At 39.9% G+C, this 16,331-nt stretch carries 16 protein-coding genes and 1 tRNA gene; 10 read left to right on the top strand and 7 right to left on the bottom strand.

Translation table 11 applies throughout. The features are described 5' to 3' along the window. Nucleotides 1–4: 4 nt before the first annotated feature. On the top strand, nucleotides 5–451 hold the full coding sequence (locus ACK2WI_RS11085; RefSeq protein WP_409150828.1) for a GNAT family N-acetyltransferase: 447 nt from the start codon (nucleotides 5–7) through the stop codon (nucleotides 449–451). Nucleotides 452–667: 216 nt separating this feature from the next. Here the strand turns inward: ACK2WI_RS11085 and ACK2WI_RS11090 are convergent, their stop codons facing one another. Next, the gene (locus tag ACK2WI_RS11090; RefSeq protein ID WP_312696930.1) at nucleotides 668–1,633 is read right to left on the bottom strand and encodes a GNAT family N-acetyltransferase; all 966 of its coding nucleotides are present in this window, start codon (nucleotides 1,631–1,633) and stop codon (nucleotides 668–670) included. Between the two features lie 6 nt (nucleotides 1,634–1,639). Continuing rightward, nucleotides 1,640–2,470 (bottom strand): 1-acyl-sn-glycerol-3-phosphate acyltransferase, encoded by an 831-nt coding sequence (locus ACK2WI_RS11095; RefSeq protein ID WP_093098271.1) that lies wholly within the window; start codon nucleotides 2,468–2,470, stop codon nucleotides 1,640–1,642. 176 nt (nucleotides 2,471–2,646) lie between these two features. Between ACK2WI_RS11095 and ACK2WI_RS11100 the strand changes: the two genes are divergently transcribed. From ACK2WI_RS11100 to ACK2WI_RS11130, 7 genes are all read left to right on the top strand, one after another. Then, entirely contained in the window at nucleotides 2,647–3,309 is a 663-nt protein-coding gene (locus tag ACK2WI_RS11100) for a CBS domain-containing protein (protein ID WP_093098273.1), read from the top strand. Between the two features lie 42 nt (nucleotides 3,310–3,351). Continuing rightward, nucleotides 3,352–4,245: an NAD kinase gene (locus tag ACK2WI_RS11105; RefSeq protein ID WP_307724195.1), complete on the top strand. Its 894-nt coding sequence runs from the start codon at nucleotides 3,352–3,354 to the stop codon at nucleotides 4,243–4,245. Nucleotides 4,246–4,348: 103 nt separating this feature from the next. Beyond that, entirely contained in the window at nucleotides 4,349–4,564 is a 216-nt protein-coding gene (locus ACK2WI_RS11110) for a hypothetical protein (protein ID WP_093098274.1), read from the top strand. A gap of 12 nt (nucleotides 4,565–4,576) precedes the next feature. Next, nucleotides 4,577–5,314, top strand: a complete 738-nt coding sequence (locus ACK2WI_RS11115; protein ID WP_409150831.1) for an isoprenyl transferase — start codon at nucleotides 4,577–4,579, stop codon at nucleotides 5,312–5,314. Between the two features lie 120 nt (nucleotides 5,315–5,434). Continuing rightward, complete coding sequence (gene bamA / locus ACK2WI_RS11120) at nucleotides 5,435–8,008, top strand: outer membrane protein assembly factor BamA (protein ID WP_409150832.1); 2,574 nt, start codon at nucleotides 5,435–5,437, stop codon at nucleotides 8,006–8,008. A 57-nt stretch (nucleotides 8,009–8,065) separates the two neighbouring features. After that, nucleotides 8,066–8,599: an OmpH family outer membrane protein gene (locus tag ACK2WI_RS11125; RefSeq protein ID WP_093098503.1), complete on the top strand. Its 534-nt coding sequence runs from the start codon at nucleotides 8,066–8,068 to the stop codon at nucleotides 8,597–8,599. A 96-nt stretch (nucleotides 8,600–8,695) separates the two neighbouring features. After that, nucleotides 8,696–9,262, top strand: coding sequence for an OmpH family outer membrane protein (locus tag ACK2WI_RS11130; RefSeq protein ID WP_093098279.1), 567 nt, complete (start codon nucleotides 8,696–8,698; stop codon nucleotides 9,260–9,262). Nucleotides 9,263–9,346: 84 nt separating this feature from the next. Here ACK2WI_RS11130 and ACK2WI_RS11135 read toward each other — a convergent pair whose 3' ends face one another. After that, a complete protein-coding gene (locus ACK2WI_RS11135) occupies nucleotides 9,347–11,038 on the bottom strand; it encodes a GMC oxidoreductase (protein WP_409150833.1) in 1,692 nt (563 codons plus the stop codon). 290 nt (nucleotides 11,039–11,328) lie between these two features. Here ACK2WI_RS11135 and ACK2WI_RS11140 point away from each other — a divergent pair, with 290 nt between their 5' ends. Together ACK2WI_RS11140 and ACK2WI_RS11145 are read left to right on the top strand one after the other, a co-directional pair. Further along, nucleotides 11,329–12,624: a 4Fe-4S dicluster domain-containing protein gene (locus ACK2WI_RS11140; protein ID WP_409150835.1), complete on the top strand. Its 1,296-nt coding sequence runs from the start codon at nucleotides 11,329–11,331 to the stop codon at nucleotides 12,622–12,624. An 11-nt stretch (nucleotides 12,625–12,635) separates the two neighbouring features. Further along, on the top strand, nucleotides 12,636–13,430 hold the full coding sequence (locus ACK2WI_RS11145) for a (Fe-S)-binding protein (protein WP_093098283.1): 795 nt from the start codon (nucleotides 12,636–12,638) through the stop codon (nucleotides 13,428–13,430). Nucleotides 13,431–13,565: 135 nt separating this feature from the next. On the opposite strand, the gene ACK2WI_RS11150 is transcribed toward ACK2WI_RS11145, so the two are convergent. The 4 genes from ACK2WI_RS11150 to ACK2WI_RS11165 form a co-directional block, all read right to left on the bottom strand. Then, nucleotides 13,566–13,649: transfer RNA gene (locus ACK2WI_RS11150), tRNA-Leu, on the bottom strand. Nucleotides 13,650–13,694: 45 nt separating this feature from the next. Next, complete coding sequence (locus ACK2WI_RS11155; protein WP_093098285.1) at nucleotides 13,695–14,582, bottom strand: hypothetical protein; 888 nt, start codon at nucleotides 14,580–14,582, stop codon at nucleotides 13,695–13,697. A gap of 79 nt (nucleotides 14,583–14,661) precedes the next feature. Next, nucleotides 14,662–15,684 carry a Gfo/Idh/MocA family oxidoreductase gene (locus ACK2WI_RS11160; protein ID WP_409150837.1) on the bottom strand — a complete coding sequence of 341 codons (1,023 nt, stop codon included), beginning with the start codon at nucleotides 15,682–15,684 and terminating at the stop codon, nucleotides 14,662–14,664. A 10-nt stretch (nucleotides 15,685–15,694) separates the two neighbouring features. Next, nucleotides 15,695–16,315 carry a hypothetical protein gene (locus ACK2WI_RS11165; RefSeq protein WP_312696935.1) on the bottom strand — a complete coding sequence of 207 codons (621 nt, stop codon included), beginning with the start codon at nucleotides 16,313–16,315 and terminating at the stop codon, nucleotides 15,695–15,697. Nucleotides 16,316–16,331 lie beyond the last annotated feature (16 nt).

Below are 16,331 nucleotides of genomic sequence, written 5' to 3' on the forward strand. Positions count from 1 at the left end.
GGAAATGGACTGGAGAATAAAGTCCTTTGCAGAGCTAAGTTCCTTGGAACTCTATAAGATTTTGCAGCTCCGGATCAATGTCTTTATGTTGGAACAGGACTGTCTTTATCCAGAATGTGACGATAAGGACCTCAAAGGGAAACATCTCTTTGCCATGGATGGAGATACCTGCATTGCTTATGCAAGATTATTGCCACCAAATGTGTCCTACCCGGATTGCAGTTCGATCGGCAGAGTGGTCGTTCATGCGGATTACCGCAAGCATCAATATGGTCAGATCCTGATGGACAAAGCCATTGAACAAACAAAAATGGATTTTCCAGAGGTTCCGATCCGGATCAGCGCTCAGGAATACCTGACACGTTTCTATACCGGACTTGGATTCCAGATTGAGAGCGATGTCAATTTAGAAGATAATATCCCCCATTTAGAGATGGCTTTATATCCCTAGGATTAAATACAGCTCATACAAAAGCCCTCGATGTTGGTACATCGAGGGCTTTCTATTTTTATGATATAATATTATCCAATCTGTTTTGGCAGATCCTCTTGCTTTTGTTTTACTCTCATTCGAGGCATATTCGGAAATTTGAAAATATGGCTCGAATAAAACTAAAAGGAGGTCCCTAAAAAAGTCCAAAAAAAAGGTACTTTTTTATCCAACAGTTTATCTAGTCTTTACAGGACGATGGCCAAAGTGCCTGTCCCTTTCAAAGGTCGACATGTGTCTCTCCTTTTTCGCAGGGTAGATATCATCCAAGGTAATCATGATGCCGGTTTCTTCCACTTCCCCAAATTCATTGTTTCTAGCGGTACCGAAAACACGCATGGTTGGAGAAAGGTTCATATAGGTATTGATCAAAGGAGGGATATTCTCATCCAGTTCCCTGACCTTTGCATTCAGTACTTTATAACCTTCTTTATACTCCAAGCCATCAAAGATGCCTTCATGCTTAGAGATATCGGTTTTATATCCTAAATAAAGTTCTTTAGTAGGTTCTACCAAATTATCTTTATCTGGGAAGTAATGGTTCATGAAGTAGATCAGCAGATCCCTGGCTTCAGGGTTGTAATGCGGATACATCGTTACTTTACCGAATAGATATTTCACATCCGGATTGATCAGGACCAATGCCCCAAGACCGTCCCATAGATTGTCTAAGGAGAAGATTCCCTTTCTGTTGTCTATTGCGGGTTGATACTTAGGTTGAACCCAAGAACGTCCCAATTCAATGGTATAGGGCAGGAAATCTTTCTTGAATTTATCGGAGAAGTCAAAATAATGAGCTGTAGAAAGGTGGATTTCACCATCCTCAGCAGTTGCTTGGTCACATTTGATAACACGGTACCCTGCAATGATTTCTTCATCTTCGGGGTTCCAAGCGATCAATTGATCGTAATTATGTGTAGATGTATCGTTTTCGTCTATATCAAGAGGAAGACCAGTACCGCCACCAGCTCCCCTAAAGGTCAGCTCTCTCAATCTACCTATCTCGCGCATTATATTAGGTGCGGTATGATAGTTCACTAAATAGACCTCATTGCTGCCGTTATTGGTATAACGAACGAAGGCTTCTTTAGTAAGTTCTTGCTTGATTAGATCTCTATCTACCGGTTGAATTATTTCTTGCATAAATTATTATTTACCATGAGCCATGGCATAAACCATTTCTTTTACTTCAGCTGCCCATTGACGTTCATTTTTACTGGTGTCAAAATGGGTATAGGGAATTCTCTTCCCAATCCTGATGGTAATGTCCTTCCCCCTTTGGGAAAACATCTCATCAGGTAAATATAACATTTCAATATTTGCTTTTAATCCTATTTTGTGTCTTATTCTCGATAGGTTGTAAAAGAAATTCGAGTTGCGTCCTTCGATGTAGACAGGGACAATGTCTTTTTTATATTTTTTGGCTTTCGTAATAAAGCTTTTTTTCCATTCAAGGTCTACGATTTCCCCTTTAATCTTCCTAGAAACAAGTCCAGCCGGAAAAACAAGCAAAGCATGGTCCGAGGCATAGGCATTTTCGATTGCAGCTATTGCCGTTTTACTTTGACTACCGACTTTATTTACAGGAACGAATAAAGGTTCAAGGTTGCGGACATTCATCAAAATGTCATTGACCAAAAATTTCACATCTTTTCTGTACTTCCCGATGGCTTGCATAAAAGCTACCCCATCTAAACCACCCAAGGGATGATTGGAAGCAAAGATGACACTTTCATCTAAAGGAATATGCTCAGCGCCTTCCAAATGTACGTTAACCTTAAGCTCTTTTAATAATGAGTCGACAAAATCTAATCCCATATCATCATGATAGGTAGTCATGATGTAGTTTATTTCATCTTCGTGGATTGTCTTTGTGAGGTAACTCAATAATGGCTTGGGTATCCATTTGGCTAAACCTGGACTTTTCTTTCGTATTACTTCCCTGATTTCAATAAACTTCTCTTGCTTTTGTAAGCTCATATACTATAATACTCTTTTATAAAAGTTTTGTAAAATTACATAATTAGTTTTAAGATGACTAAAACATCTTTTTATTTTATATCAAAATAATATTTTCACTACCTTAGCGATAATCGCAATTTTAAACTAAAATTAAACGTTTTGCGTTTATTGTAGTTTAATAAATAAAAGGTTTCATGTATATCGGTGAAAACATATCAACGCTCTATACCGAAGTTCACCCGAACGATACGGTTGCTTTTTCGTTAGATAAAGTCAATGAGCTGCATTTCCATCAACTTCCTGTAGTAAAGGGCAAAGAATACCTCGGACTCATCACCGAGGAGGATCTGCTATCGGCCCAAGATGAGGAAACCCTGATCAAAGAACTGAAACTTACCTTTCCTTTTATTTATTTATACGACTATCAGCACATCTATGATGCCCTCCAATACTTGGAAACTTACCAGTTTGACCTGTTACCTATTGTCAACAAACAAAAAGAATACGTAGGGGTCATCACACAGAAAGATTTATTGAGATCGGTCAATCAAACCATCTCTAACCAAGATAAAGGAGCGATCATCGTTCTGGAGATGGAAGATAGGGACAATAGCTTAACCCATGTTGCCCATATCATAGAATCTGAAAACACCAAGATATTGAATACAGGGATCAGGCCTATCGAGAATTCCAGCAAGGTTGAACTGACCATCAAGGTAAATAAAAACAATATTTCCTCGGTCTTGGCTTCCCTATGGAGACATGATTATGTGGTAAAAGCTACCTTCAATGATGGCTCGGATCAAAATGATATTCAAGAAAGATATAATCTTTTAATGAACTATTTGAATATTTAATTCTTAGAATTTTTCATCTTTGCGCAAAATATTATCAAAAGCATGAAAGAGCTGTCCATAGCAGTATACGGTCGAGAGTTTAACCAATCCGTGATAGGATATGTCATTGAATTATTTACCTACCTGCGTGAAAAGAATGTGCAAGTATACATCCATCAGGATTTCCACAGTTTCCTTAAGCGCTTATGCAAGCTAGACTTTACCTTTAAGAAATTCAAATCCCATAAAGATCTTCCTTCGGATATTGCCTTTATGCTCAGCTTGGGTGGTGATGGCACCATGCTTTCTGCCGCGACCTTGATCAAAGATTCAGGGATTCCATTAGCAGGGATCAATTTCGGCCGGTTGGGCTTTTTGGCCAATATCTCCAAGAATCACATGGAAGAAGCATTGGACCAAATCCTTTCTAATAACTACCAAATCCAAAAACGTGCTCTATTACAGGTAGAGAGTTCGGATGGTACCTTTATTAAGGGCGAGGATTTTGCCTTGAATGATATCACTGTATTTAGGTCAGACTCTTCCGCCATGATCACCGTACATGCCGTATTGGACAATGAACTTCTTAACTCTTATTGGGCAGATGGATTGATCATCGCCACGCCAACTGGTTCTACAGCTTATTCCTTAAGCTGCGGCGGACCTATTATTATGCCTGGCAGTGGCAATTTTGTGATCACCCCTATTTCTCCACATAACTTAAATGTGCGTCCTATCGTGGTGAACGAGAATATGCAATTGCGTTTGGAGATTGAAAGCCGCACCGAGAAATATATATTGAGCTGTGATTCAAAAAGCCATACCTTGAGTACAAAAACCAGCTTATTGATCACTAAAGCCCCCTTCAGCATTAACCTGATCCGCTTGCAGAATGATCAATATTTTGGCATCTTGCGCGAAAAACTGCTTTGGGGAATAGACGTGAGAAATTACTAAGAAGAGTCCCTATTCTCCTTAATTCAATAAAATTTATATAGGGATAATCTTAAAACCTGTATCTTTACGATAAAATCTGAAACTATTGGGACCAACATTCGAGATGAAAAGCGAATCAATTTTATTTGATAATTCATTTGCAATCATTCCTATCAACAAAAATTTAGGACAAAAACAACTTGGCCTCCAGAGCGGATTAATTAACCTACATTATCAACAAACTCATAATTTACAAGCTATATTTAACCCTGCTGATTTTTCAGGATGGCATCAAGTATGGACTAGATTAGGGTTGACACAAAACTATTCAAAGAATTAATGAAATTATCTAATGAGTTTTAAAGATAAGATAGATAAAAACAGAATACCTCAGCATATTGCCATCATCATGGACGGCAATGGCCGTTGGGCAAAGGAAAAGGGCGAGCTTCGTGTCTTTGGCCATAAAAACGGTGTGACTGCAGTCCGTGAAGCATTGGAGGCCGCTGTTGAGATTGGCCTTAACTATTTGACCTTATATGCCTTTTCTACTGAAAATTGGAACAGACCGCAATTTGAGGTGGATGCATTGATGGAACTCTTAGTAAATTCATTGAACCAAGAACTACCCACTTTCCAAGAAAACAATATCCGTGTCAACAGTATTGGCCGTATGTCCGATCTACCTGCCCATTGTCAGGTGACGCTTCAGTCTACCATTGAACAAACCAAGAACAATACGGGTTGCACATTGACCCTAGCATTGAGCTATGGATCCCGCCAAGAGATCCTGGATGCGACAAAATCCATCGCTGAAAAAGTTAAAAAAGGTGAAATTTCTGTCGATGAAATCAATGAAGAAATGTTTAGCAACAATCTTTATACACATGGCATCCCTGACCCCGACCTTTTGATCAGAACAAGTGGTGAAGAGCGCATTAGCAACTATATGTTGTGGCAAATTGCGTACTCTGAGCTGTTTTTCTTACCTATCATGTGGCCCGAGTTTTCTAGGGAAACTCTATTTGAATGTATTTACTTATATCAAAATAGAGAAAGAAGATTTGGGAAAACTAGTGAACAATTATAAGAAATCATTACTTTTGCAACATTTTAATTTCGACAGGCTTACTGTCAGAAATTCGTAATATTTCTTTTAACAAAAATTAACAAGACTTTGCTGTACTTTAGCAGACATAATAAAAAGTAGATGAAGCGTATAATTAAACTTTCTATTTTACTCACCTTCTTAATTTGCAATTTCGCGCAGGCTCAGATAACAGGAAATAGGCCTTTGAATTTGAACAATCCAGACGACATCAGTTATTTGGACCCTAAGAACTATGTTATCGGTGGAGTAACCGTTACTGGTGCACAGTACCTTGACGCCGATGTCCTCATCACGATTTCCAAATTATCAGTTGGGCAATATATCGAGGTTCCAAGCGAACAAACATCAAATGTAATCAAGGATTTGATGGCGCAAAACCTGTTCGAAGACGTTCAATTATATGCTACCAAAATCCAAGAAGAAACCATCTTCCTAGAAATCAGGGTGGTGGAAAGACCGCGATTGACGAGGATTGACATCAATGGACTGAGCAAGTCCCAAACTGAGGAAGTCCGCAAGCGATTGAACACCAATGCCGGTAAAATTGTCAACGATAACCTATTGTTGACCACCAAAGCAACCATTGAAAAATTCCTAAGAGAAAAATCCTTCCTTTTCCCAGATATCAAGATCACGACCAAACCAGACTCTGGCCAAGCCAACAACGAGATTGTCGTGGTGGATGTGGAAAGGAATAAAAAGATAAAAGTAAACAGCATCAATTTTACTGGAAATGAGGAATTCAGTAATAAACAATTGACTAAGTTTATGAAAGGTGTACGCCCTAGAGCATGGTTCAGGGTATTTGGACCTGGTAAGTTCAAGGAAGATAAATATGAAGAAGCAAAAACAAACCTGGTCGCTAAAATGCAAGACAAAGGTTTCCGTGATGCGCAAATCTTAAAAGATACTGTAAGACGTCATGACAACAATGAGGTTGCCATTGACATCGATGTATACGAGGGTCCTAAGTACTATGTAGGTAATATCTCATGGTCTGGAAACTCAAAATTCAAAGACTCTACCTTAAATATCCTATTGGGTATCCAACATGGTGATGTCTATAGTGAAGAAAAATTGAACTCTAAATTGAGCGGTCCAACCAGGAACTCTGATGATATCGCTGCGATCTACCAAAACGATGGATACCTAACATTCAGTGTTCAACCAGTGATCAAACGTATCTATCAAGATACTATTGATTTAGAAATCCAGATGTTTGAAGGTAAGCAATATACCATCAACAATGTGATCTTAAAAGGTAACGATGTAACCAATGACCGTGTAGTGTTACGTTCCATCTATACAAAACCTGGACAGAAATATTCACGTGAGTTATTGGTAAGAAGTGTTCGTGAGATCTCCCAATTAGGAATGTTTGATGAGCAAAAGGTTCAGCCTATGCCTACGAACTTGAACTATGAAGAGGGAACGACTGACATTGAGTTTTCCGTTGCGGAAAAACCATCCGATCAGGTTGAGTTATCAGGAGGTTATGGTGCTGGTCAGGTAATCGGTACTTTAGGTTTAACCTTTAACAACTTCTCTACTAGCAATTTCTTCAAGAAAGAATCTTGGAAACCACTTCCTCGAGGAGACGGACAGAAATTGAGCATCCGTGGACAGACTTCAGGAAAACGCTATCAATCGTATAGCTTCTCATTCTCGGAGCCTTGGTTAGGTGGTAAGAAGCCTATTTACTTTGGTTTGAGTGCTTATATCTCGAATTCACAATTACAACGTTATAACTATTTGGAAAACCGTTATGAGGATTATGAGGGTATCCCTAAAATCCAAATGCACGGTGTAACTGCTACCTTAGGTAAACGTCTGCAATGGCCAGATAACTATTTCCAGATCAACAGTTCATTGTCTTACCAACGTTATTTCTTGGATAACTATGGTGGTATCTTCGTGTTCTCGGATGGTACTGCATACAACATCAACTTTACCCAAGAAATCAGCCGTAACTCCATCGATGCGCCGATCTACCCTACTTCGGGTTCAAACATCAAGTTTTCGGTTCAATTGACGCCTCCATATTCATTATGGAACAACATGAATTATGAAACTGTTCCGGATAATGAAAAGTACAAATTCACAGAATACCACAAGTGGAAATTTGACTCACAATGGTATACTAAGATTGCCGGCAAGTTAGTATTTAAAGCTCAGGCACAGTTTGGATACTTAGGAAATTACAGCTCACAGGCACCAATTTCACCATTTGAGCGTTTTAAATTAGGTGGTGATGGTATGCAAGGCTTTGACTTCTTACAAGGATCGGAGATCATTGCGATGCGTGGTTACGCAAATGGTGCATTGATTCCAGCCTCTACAGGAAGTAACCAACAAGGTATTGCCATCCAATCGGGTAGTCCAATTTATGCGAAATACCAAATAGAATTACGTCACCCGATCATGTTGAATGATCAGGCAACCGTATTCGCTTTAGCATTTGCTGAGGCAGGTAATACCTGGAACAAATTTGATGAAGTGAACCCATTCAAGGTTCGTCGTTCTGTGGGTGTTGGTGCACGTATCTTCTTACCAATCTTTGGTATGTTGGGTATCGACTACGGTCATGCACTGGATCCTATCCCTGGATTGACTACTGATCGCTGGAAACAAAACTTCACATTCAGTATTATCCAAAATATGGGTGGATTCTAATTAAACTTTTTAATAATTAAATTGTCTTAAACATAGAATTTAAAAAATAATATGTCGATGAAAAGAATAGGAATATTAATCGTGATGTTAACTATGTTGGCTTCGGTTTCGTTTGCCCAGAAATTAGCATATGTAGATTCGGAATATGTCATGAAGCATATCCCTGAATATAATTCAGCTCAAAAACAATTAGATGATCAATCTAAAGTATGGCAAGCTGAGGTTGATAAACAGTACGCAGAAATTGAAACCATGTACCAGTCGTACCAAAAGGATCAAGCGAACTTAAATCCTGATATGCGCAGACGCCGTGAGGATGAAATCGTGAACAAGGAAAAGGCTGTAAAAGAATTTCAACGCAGCAAATTTGGTTTCGAAGGAGAGCTTTTCAAACAACGTGAAAACTTGATGAAGCCTATCCAAGCTCGTGTCACTAAGGCTATCCAAGATGTAGCCGCTGCTGGTCAGTTTGATTTCATCATGGATAAAAGAAGTGAAAATGCATTCCTTTATGCCAATCCAAATTTGGATAAAAGTAACGATGTTATCACTAAATTAGGGTTGAAACCTAATCCTTCTTTAGCGAATTAATATTTTTTATTATAATTGCGAACTAATTTTATTATTTAACATAAAACAAAACAAGAATATCCTTATATCCGAAAATATAAGACTAACAAAAAAAGCATGAAAAATTTATTGAAAAGTGTAGTATTAGCAACAGGAATTTTATTGGCGGGTAACGCAGTAAATGCACAACAAAAAATTGGACATATCAACACAGCAGAAATTGTTCAGTCTACCAATGAATTCAAAGCTGCTGAAGGTCAAATGAAAACCTTGCAAGAGACTAAGCAAAAGGAAATTCAAGGTATGATCAGTGAATACCAAAAACAACAAAACAACGCGAACGAGAAATTGAGAAACCGTAGTGAAGCGAACAAAGAAACTGTAGACGCAGAGGTTCAAACTATCGCTAACACCATGCGTGAAATGGAAACTCGTATCCAAAGTGTTCAACAAGCTGCACAAGAAGAAATTGGTCAAAAACAACAAGAATTATACGCTCCAATCGAGCAAAAAGTAATGACTGCTATCAATGCAGTAGCTAAAGAAAAAGGCTATGCATATGTTTTAGATATCTCTTCTGGTAGTGTTCCTTACTTCCAAGGTGGTGACGATTTGACTGCAGACATCAAAACTAAATTAGGTGTTTCTGCTACTGCTGCACCAGCTGCTGCTCCAAAGAAATAATTCCAAAAGCTAAAGGATAAAAAAAAGGATCAACCATTGTTGATCCTTTTTTTATTTCCAGCCCTGTGCTTAAATATCTTAAATCTATAGGTTTCCCTTTTTCATTTCATCCATGGCAAAATTAGCAGCTCGGGCTGTCAATGCCATAAAGGTCAATGATGGATTCTGGGTTCCTGTTGAGGTCATGCTTGCTCCATCCGTGACAAAGACATTCTTGCATTCGTGTACCTGATTCCATTTATTTAAAATAGAGGTTTTAGGATCGGACCCCATCCTTGCTCCCCCCATCTCGTGGATATCCAAGCCCGGGTTTTGTTTGCTATTGTGCTGACTGATATTCTTAGCGCCGATATAATCCAACATCTCTGCCCCTTGATCTAGGAAATCCTGCATGCTTTTTTGGTCATTGTCATCATATCCTACGTGGAAAATCAGCTGCGCCATCCCAAATTTATCTTTGAGATCGGGACTTAGGCGGACATGGTTATCCTCTTTGGGAATGGTTTCCCCTTGCATCATCATGCCGATTCCCCAGCCTCCTACTTCCGATAGGCTATCCTTAAAATCTCCGCCTACCTGCATTTCACTGCTTCCTCCCCTTCCTCGATAGGCTCCAAAGAATGAAGCATATCCGCGAAGGAAATCCATTTCCTGCCTCTTTACATTTCTAAAATTAGGGATGATGGGTTGGGTCGGTCTACGACCGTAATAGTACATATCTTCAAAACCTTCAATGCTGGCTGAAATGGAACCAAGATAATTATGGAATGCAATGTATTTACCAAGCAGTCCGGAGTCATTGCCTAATCCATTTGGAAACCGCTTGGAAGTCGAGTTCAATAAAATCTGGTTACTGGCGATGGTAGAAGCATTCACAAAAATCACCTTCGCGAAATATTCGGAAGTCTTCTGGGTTTCGGCATCAATTATCCTCACACCTGTGGCTTTCTGTTGGTCCTCACTATAGATAATAGATTCCACGATGGAATTAGGCCTAATAGTTAAATTACCCGTTTTGGCTGCCCATGGCAAAGTAGAGGCATTGGAACTGAAATAACCTCCAAATGGACATCCCCGTTGACACATGGTCCTGTTCTGGCACTTGGTCCTACCCTGTTCAATATGGATAGGTTGTGGGTCTGTAATATGTGCACAACGACCGGCAATTACCTGACGGTCCTTGTATTTGCTTGGCAATTTCTTTTGGATCATCTGTTCCACGGCATTTAATTCGAATGCGGGAAGGAATTCACCATCTGGCATGGCGGCATTACCATCCCGATTACCTGAAACACCAATGAACTTTTCTACATGGCTATACCAAGGGGCTATATCGGCATATCGAATTGGCCAATCTAAGGCAAAGCCATCCCGGGCTGGTCCTGTAAAATCATGGTCGCTCCAGCGTTGCACCTGCCGTGCCCATAACAAAGATTTGCCCCCTACATGGTAGCCACGGATCCAATCGAAAGGTTTCTCCTGTACGTATTCCTGATCCTTGTCCTTCGTGAAAAAATGCATGGCATCTTCATTGAAAGCATAGCATCGGGCCGCAATGGGATTCTCCTGTTTGATTTTTAGTGGGACTTGCATATGATGGTCAAATTGCCAAGGATCCATATAGGCGGTAGGATAATCTTTAACATGCTGCACATCAAAACCGCGCTCCAAGACCAAGGTCTTGAATCCTTTCTCACAAAATTCTTTTGCTGCCCATCCCCCGGAGATCCCAGATCCAATGACGATTACATCAAAGCTGTTGTTACTATTTGCCATCTCTTGCTTTTTTGTAAAAATTAGCCTCTGTGGAAAATCGCGGTAATTACCAGAAATTCACATTATTTATCACAGGAGACTTGTTTTTTAAGGTTGATAATAGCTTGCAATATACAAAATGGGGCTTAATTTTAAGGGCTATTTGTTGTATCAATTATTATACTTAACTTGATTTCCAGGCTCTTAATCGTTATTGAATCCTGACAATTATTTTTAATCTTTCTAAATAATTTATTATGCATGCATAGTATAATCTGATTAATTATATTTGTTAACCTAAGTATTAAACTATGATAAGTCAACTGATTTTTGGTATTATCTTACTGGCGGCCTTGGTATTATTCTATAGGAACGCGAGTAAAATCTATAGAAATATTAAGCTGGGTAAATCCGTTGATCGCTTTGATCAACCCGGAGAACGGATAAAAATTATGTTGTTGGTAGCCTTTGGACAGAAGAAGATGTTCAAGCGACCGATTCCAGCTTTGCTCCATTTGTTTGTTTATGTAGGGTTCGTGATCATCAATATAGAGATGTTGGAGATCGTGATCGATGGTTTGTTTGGTACTCACCGGGTATTTTCAGAAGCCTTGGGCGGACTCTATGATTTCTTGATCTTCTCGTTTGAGATCTTGGCCTTCTTGGTACTGATGGGCTGTGTGGTCTTTATGATTCGCAGAAATGTTTTGAAGGTAAAGCGCTTGAACCAAAGCGAGCTGAACAATTGGCCAAAAACTGATGCGAACCTGATCCTGACGGCTGAAATCTTATTGATGGCTGCATTTTTAACCATGAATGCTGCCGACCTAAAATTACAGGTCCTAGGGGTAGAAGGATACCATGCAGTGGGTTCCTTTCCAATCAGTTCCTATCTAGTGGGAATCCTTCCAGATTCACCTTCCGTATTGATTGGGATTGAAAGATTCTGTTGGTGGTTCCATATCGTTGGAGTTTTGGCTTTCTTGAACTATCTGCCGATTTCCAAACATTTACATATCCTATTGGCATTCCCAAATACGTATTTCAGCAGATTGGAACCAAAAGGCGAATTTGACAATATGCCTTCCGTAACAGAGGAGGTAAAAGTGATGTTGGATCCAAGCCTTCCCCCTCCTACCGGCGAACCTAGTAGATTTGGGGTAAAGGATGTCCAGGATTTGACTTGGAAGAATCTATTGGATGCTTATACCTGTACCGAATGTGGTCGTTGTACCTCGGCCTGTCCAGCCAATATTACGGGGAAATTACTCTCCCCTCGAAAGATCATGATGGACACCAGGGACCGTGTGGCAGAGGTTGGAAAGAATATCGACAAGAATGGAAGCTTTGTAGAGGATGGAAAGGCATTATTGGACACCTATGTCAGCCGAGAGGAAATATGGGCTTGTACAAGCTGTAATGCCTGCGTGGAGCAATGTCCTGTCAACATCAATCCATTGGAAATTATCATAGGCTTAAGGCAGTATGCCGTGATGGAAGAATCACAAGCTCCATCCAGCATCAATAACATGTTCTCGAATTTGGAGAACAACGGAGCGCCGTGGAAATATTCACAGGCAGACCGTGCGAATTGGGCAAATCAATAAAATTAAAAATCATGGAAAATCAATTACATATACCTACAGTTGCAGAATTGGTAGCAAAGGGCGAAAGTCCAGATCTTTTGTTCTGGGTGGGCTGTGCTGGAAGTTTTGATGAACGTGCGCAACGTATCACTAGGGACATCTGCAAAATCCTCCAACATGTAGGCATCAAATATGCTATTTTAGGTACAGAAGAAAGCTGTACAGGTGATCCGGCAAAACGTGCAGGAAATGAATTCTTGTTTCAGATGCAGGCGATGATGAACATCCAGGTGTTGGATGGTTATGAAATCAAGAAAATCGTTACGGCTTGTCCGCACTGTTTCAATACCATCAAGAATGAATATCCAAGTCTTGGCGGCCATTACGAAGTGATCCACCATTCCCAATTGATCCAATCCTTGATCGATGAGGGTAAGTTGAGACCTGCCGATGGACATGAATTTAAAGGGAAGAAGATAACCTTCCATGATCCTTGTTATTTAGGACGCGGAAATGGAGTATATGAGGCTCCGCGTAAAGCTTTGGAAGTACTGGATGCAGACTTGGTCGAATTAAAGCGCTGTAAGTCAAATGGACTTTGTTGTGGTGCTGGTGGCGCCCAGATGTTTAAAGAACCTGAGAAAGGAGATAAGGACATCAATGTGGAACGCATCGAGGATGTCATTGAATCGAAGGCGAACATCGTTGCTTCCGCTTGCCCGTTTTGTATGACCATGTTGAGCGATGGGGTTAAGGTGAAAGAAAAAGAACAGGAAATCAAGGTATTGGATATTGCTGAAATTACAGCTAAGGCCAATAATCTATAGCAGATATCAGGCTTGTTAACAAGCCACAAAAAATCCCCTTTGTTTTCAGGACAAAGGGGATTTTTGTTGGACTTAATTGATGGAAATTAAAAAGGAGCTATCTAAATCAGATAACTCCTTTATTATTTTTTAGGGTGCCCAGGAGCAGATTCGAACTGCCACACCCAATCGGGCGCCACCCCCTCAAGATGGTGCGTCTACCAATTTCGCCACCTGGGCTTAGACATCGCAAAAATACTCTTTATTTTGATTTTTGCAACGGATTTAGACCTTTTCCTTCTTAAGATTTTTATTGATTAACGTTTGGATAATTCCATCTGCCAGACCGATACGCGGAGCCATGATATTCTTCAGGTGACCGACTTTCATAATCGTCAGGAAGATCTCGGAAGCTGGAATAATTACGTCTGCCCTATCTTGCTTTAATTCAAGGACATTGATCCTATCTTTCAGAGAATACGAATTCAGGTAAACATATAAAGCTTTCAGTTTCGCATAGGAAATGGGCTTATCAGCTTTTTCATTTGCCAATCGAGACAACTTGTTGATGTTGCCACCACTACCGATTCCATAAATATTCTTGTAACCCTTGGTAATATTCTTCACCCAAAGCTTCATATCATCCCAAGTCTCCGGGTTATCTTGGTTATCCAGGATACGGATCGTTCCTAGATTGAAAGATCTAGAAGCCACTAATTCTCCGTTTGCAAACAAGGAAATCTCAGTACTACCACCACCTACATCGATATACAGGTAAACCTTATTTCTATCCATGCTCGTATGGCTATGTACATTATAAATGATCTGAGCCTCAATAGCTCCATCTATGATATCAATATCCACTCCTGCTTCGCTACAGGCCTTGACAACGTCCTTTCCATTATCCGCATCGCGCATCGCTGAAGTCGCGCAAGCCATATAATCGGAAACTTTATAGACATCCATCAGGTTCCTGAAAGCACTCATGGTCTTGATCATGCTCTCAAATTTACCCTCAGAAATATGTTGATGTATAAAGGCATCGTCTCCCAATCGAAGTGGAACTCGAAGTAAAGTGTTTTTGTTAAATGTGATTTCGTTCTCTCTTACAATAATATCGGCAATCAACAGACGGACTGCATTGGAACCGATATCAATAGCGGCATATCTCACGTTATATTAGATTTGAAAAGTTTAACAATGTTAAAAATCCTAAATTAACTAAATGTAAACTTTATATTAAATAGAAGTTTTATTTATTCGGTTCTAAGATCTCCAACTGCCAAAGGATTTGGTCTTTACTGACAAAATAAGGCTCATCTTCACGAATCGTACGGTAGACTTCATTGAACAATCCCATATAATTGCCTAATTCTGCAGGAACAAACTTAGACACTAAATTACCTTCTTCATCAGGAATCGTCAGAACACCTTCCATCCCTTCCGGTTCGATTCCATAGGCTGGATTATTCGGTAACATGCCATCGATCAACTGCGCTTCTTGTACATCGGTCCTGTTCTTGACAAAACTACCTTTGGTACCATGTAGCACAAAACTAGCTTGTGGGTTTGCCACCAATAGACTGGCTGTGATATAAACATTTAATCCAGAAGTGTAATTTAGGATAATGCAACCATAATCGTCTACAATCGATCCAGGCCTATACACGCCCCTGACCTTGGTCATGGCTTTAGGCTTGCCGAACAAAGAAATGGCTTGGTCCAAAAGATGGGATCCAAGGTCATAAATAACCCCTGAAGCGGGCACTTTAGTTTCTTTAAACAGCTTGGGTCCTAAATCGGGTTTAAAACGATCAAAGCGAATATGCAATTCGATTGGACGTCCAACCTCATTGTTTTCTATCACTTTCTTTAACGCAAGGAAATCTGCATCAAAACGGCGGTTATGGAAAGGTAAGATGTGTTTCCCCATGTCTTCAGCTACTTTAAAAAGCACGTTGGCTTCGGGAGCAGTTGGTGCAAAAGGCTTTTCGATCAGCACATGTTTGCCGGCCTTTAGAGCTCTTAATGCGAATTCAACATGGGTATCATTTGGCGTATTGACGATGACCAGTTCAATCTCAGGATCGTTGATCAAGTCGTCCACTGAATCATAGCTGATGATATTTGGGTATCTTTCCTGCGCCAATTTCTTGGATCGCTCTACAATTCCTCTTAATTCGAAGTTGGGGTTAACCTCTATAAATGGCGCATGGAATACCCTTCCGGACATTCCATACGACAATATACCTGTAACTATTTTGTTTTCTGTCATTTATCTTTGCTTAGTGATGCGCATGGGCATCTGCTTTACCACCTACGGCAGTAAACAACTGAGCAACAGTTTCTGTTTGAGATTGCGCAAAATCTCTCAAGTCTTCATTGGTATTACGAGAAAGTCTTCTGAATTGTTCTTTAACCAAAGCAACTTGGTGTTGGATATGGGTTAAGTACTCTTGGTCAGAATAAACTTTTGAATGTTGCAAAGCCAAAGGAGCTACAGAGTCTGCAATAGTAGAATCTTGAACAACCACTGGAGCTTCATTAGGTTCAACTGCGATATTTTCTTGACTTTCACCTGTGAATTTCTCTGTTCCTAAGATTGGGAAATCAACTTTGTACTTGGTAGCCAAAGAATCCATTTTAGGAAGGATATCTGAGAAAAACTTAGCAGCTTTAGCGGCAGCATCTTTTGCTTGTGCATTACCCACAGTAGCTACATGTTCTGCGTAGGAAACCTCATAAGGTGCGATGGACCCTACTTGTCTGAAGAAAGCATACGCATCACCATCAACCAATGTCGTATGTGTGTATTTCAATTGGTTTTCTTCAGCCGTTTTGAAAACACAAGAAGATAAAGAAGTACTTGCAAGAACTGCTGCAACTAATAATGTATTTAATTTCATCGCTTTATTATTTTAA

It is taken from the genome of Sphingobacterium sp. BS-2 (genome assembly GCF_046161205.1).
GTDB classification, from domain to species: domain Bacteria; phylum Bacteroidota; class Bacteroidia; order Sphingobacteriales; family Sphingobacteriaceae; genus Sphingobacterium; species Sphingobacterium mizutaii.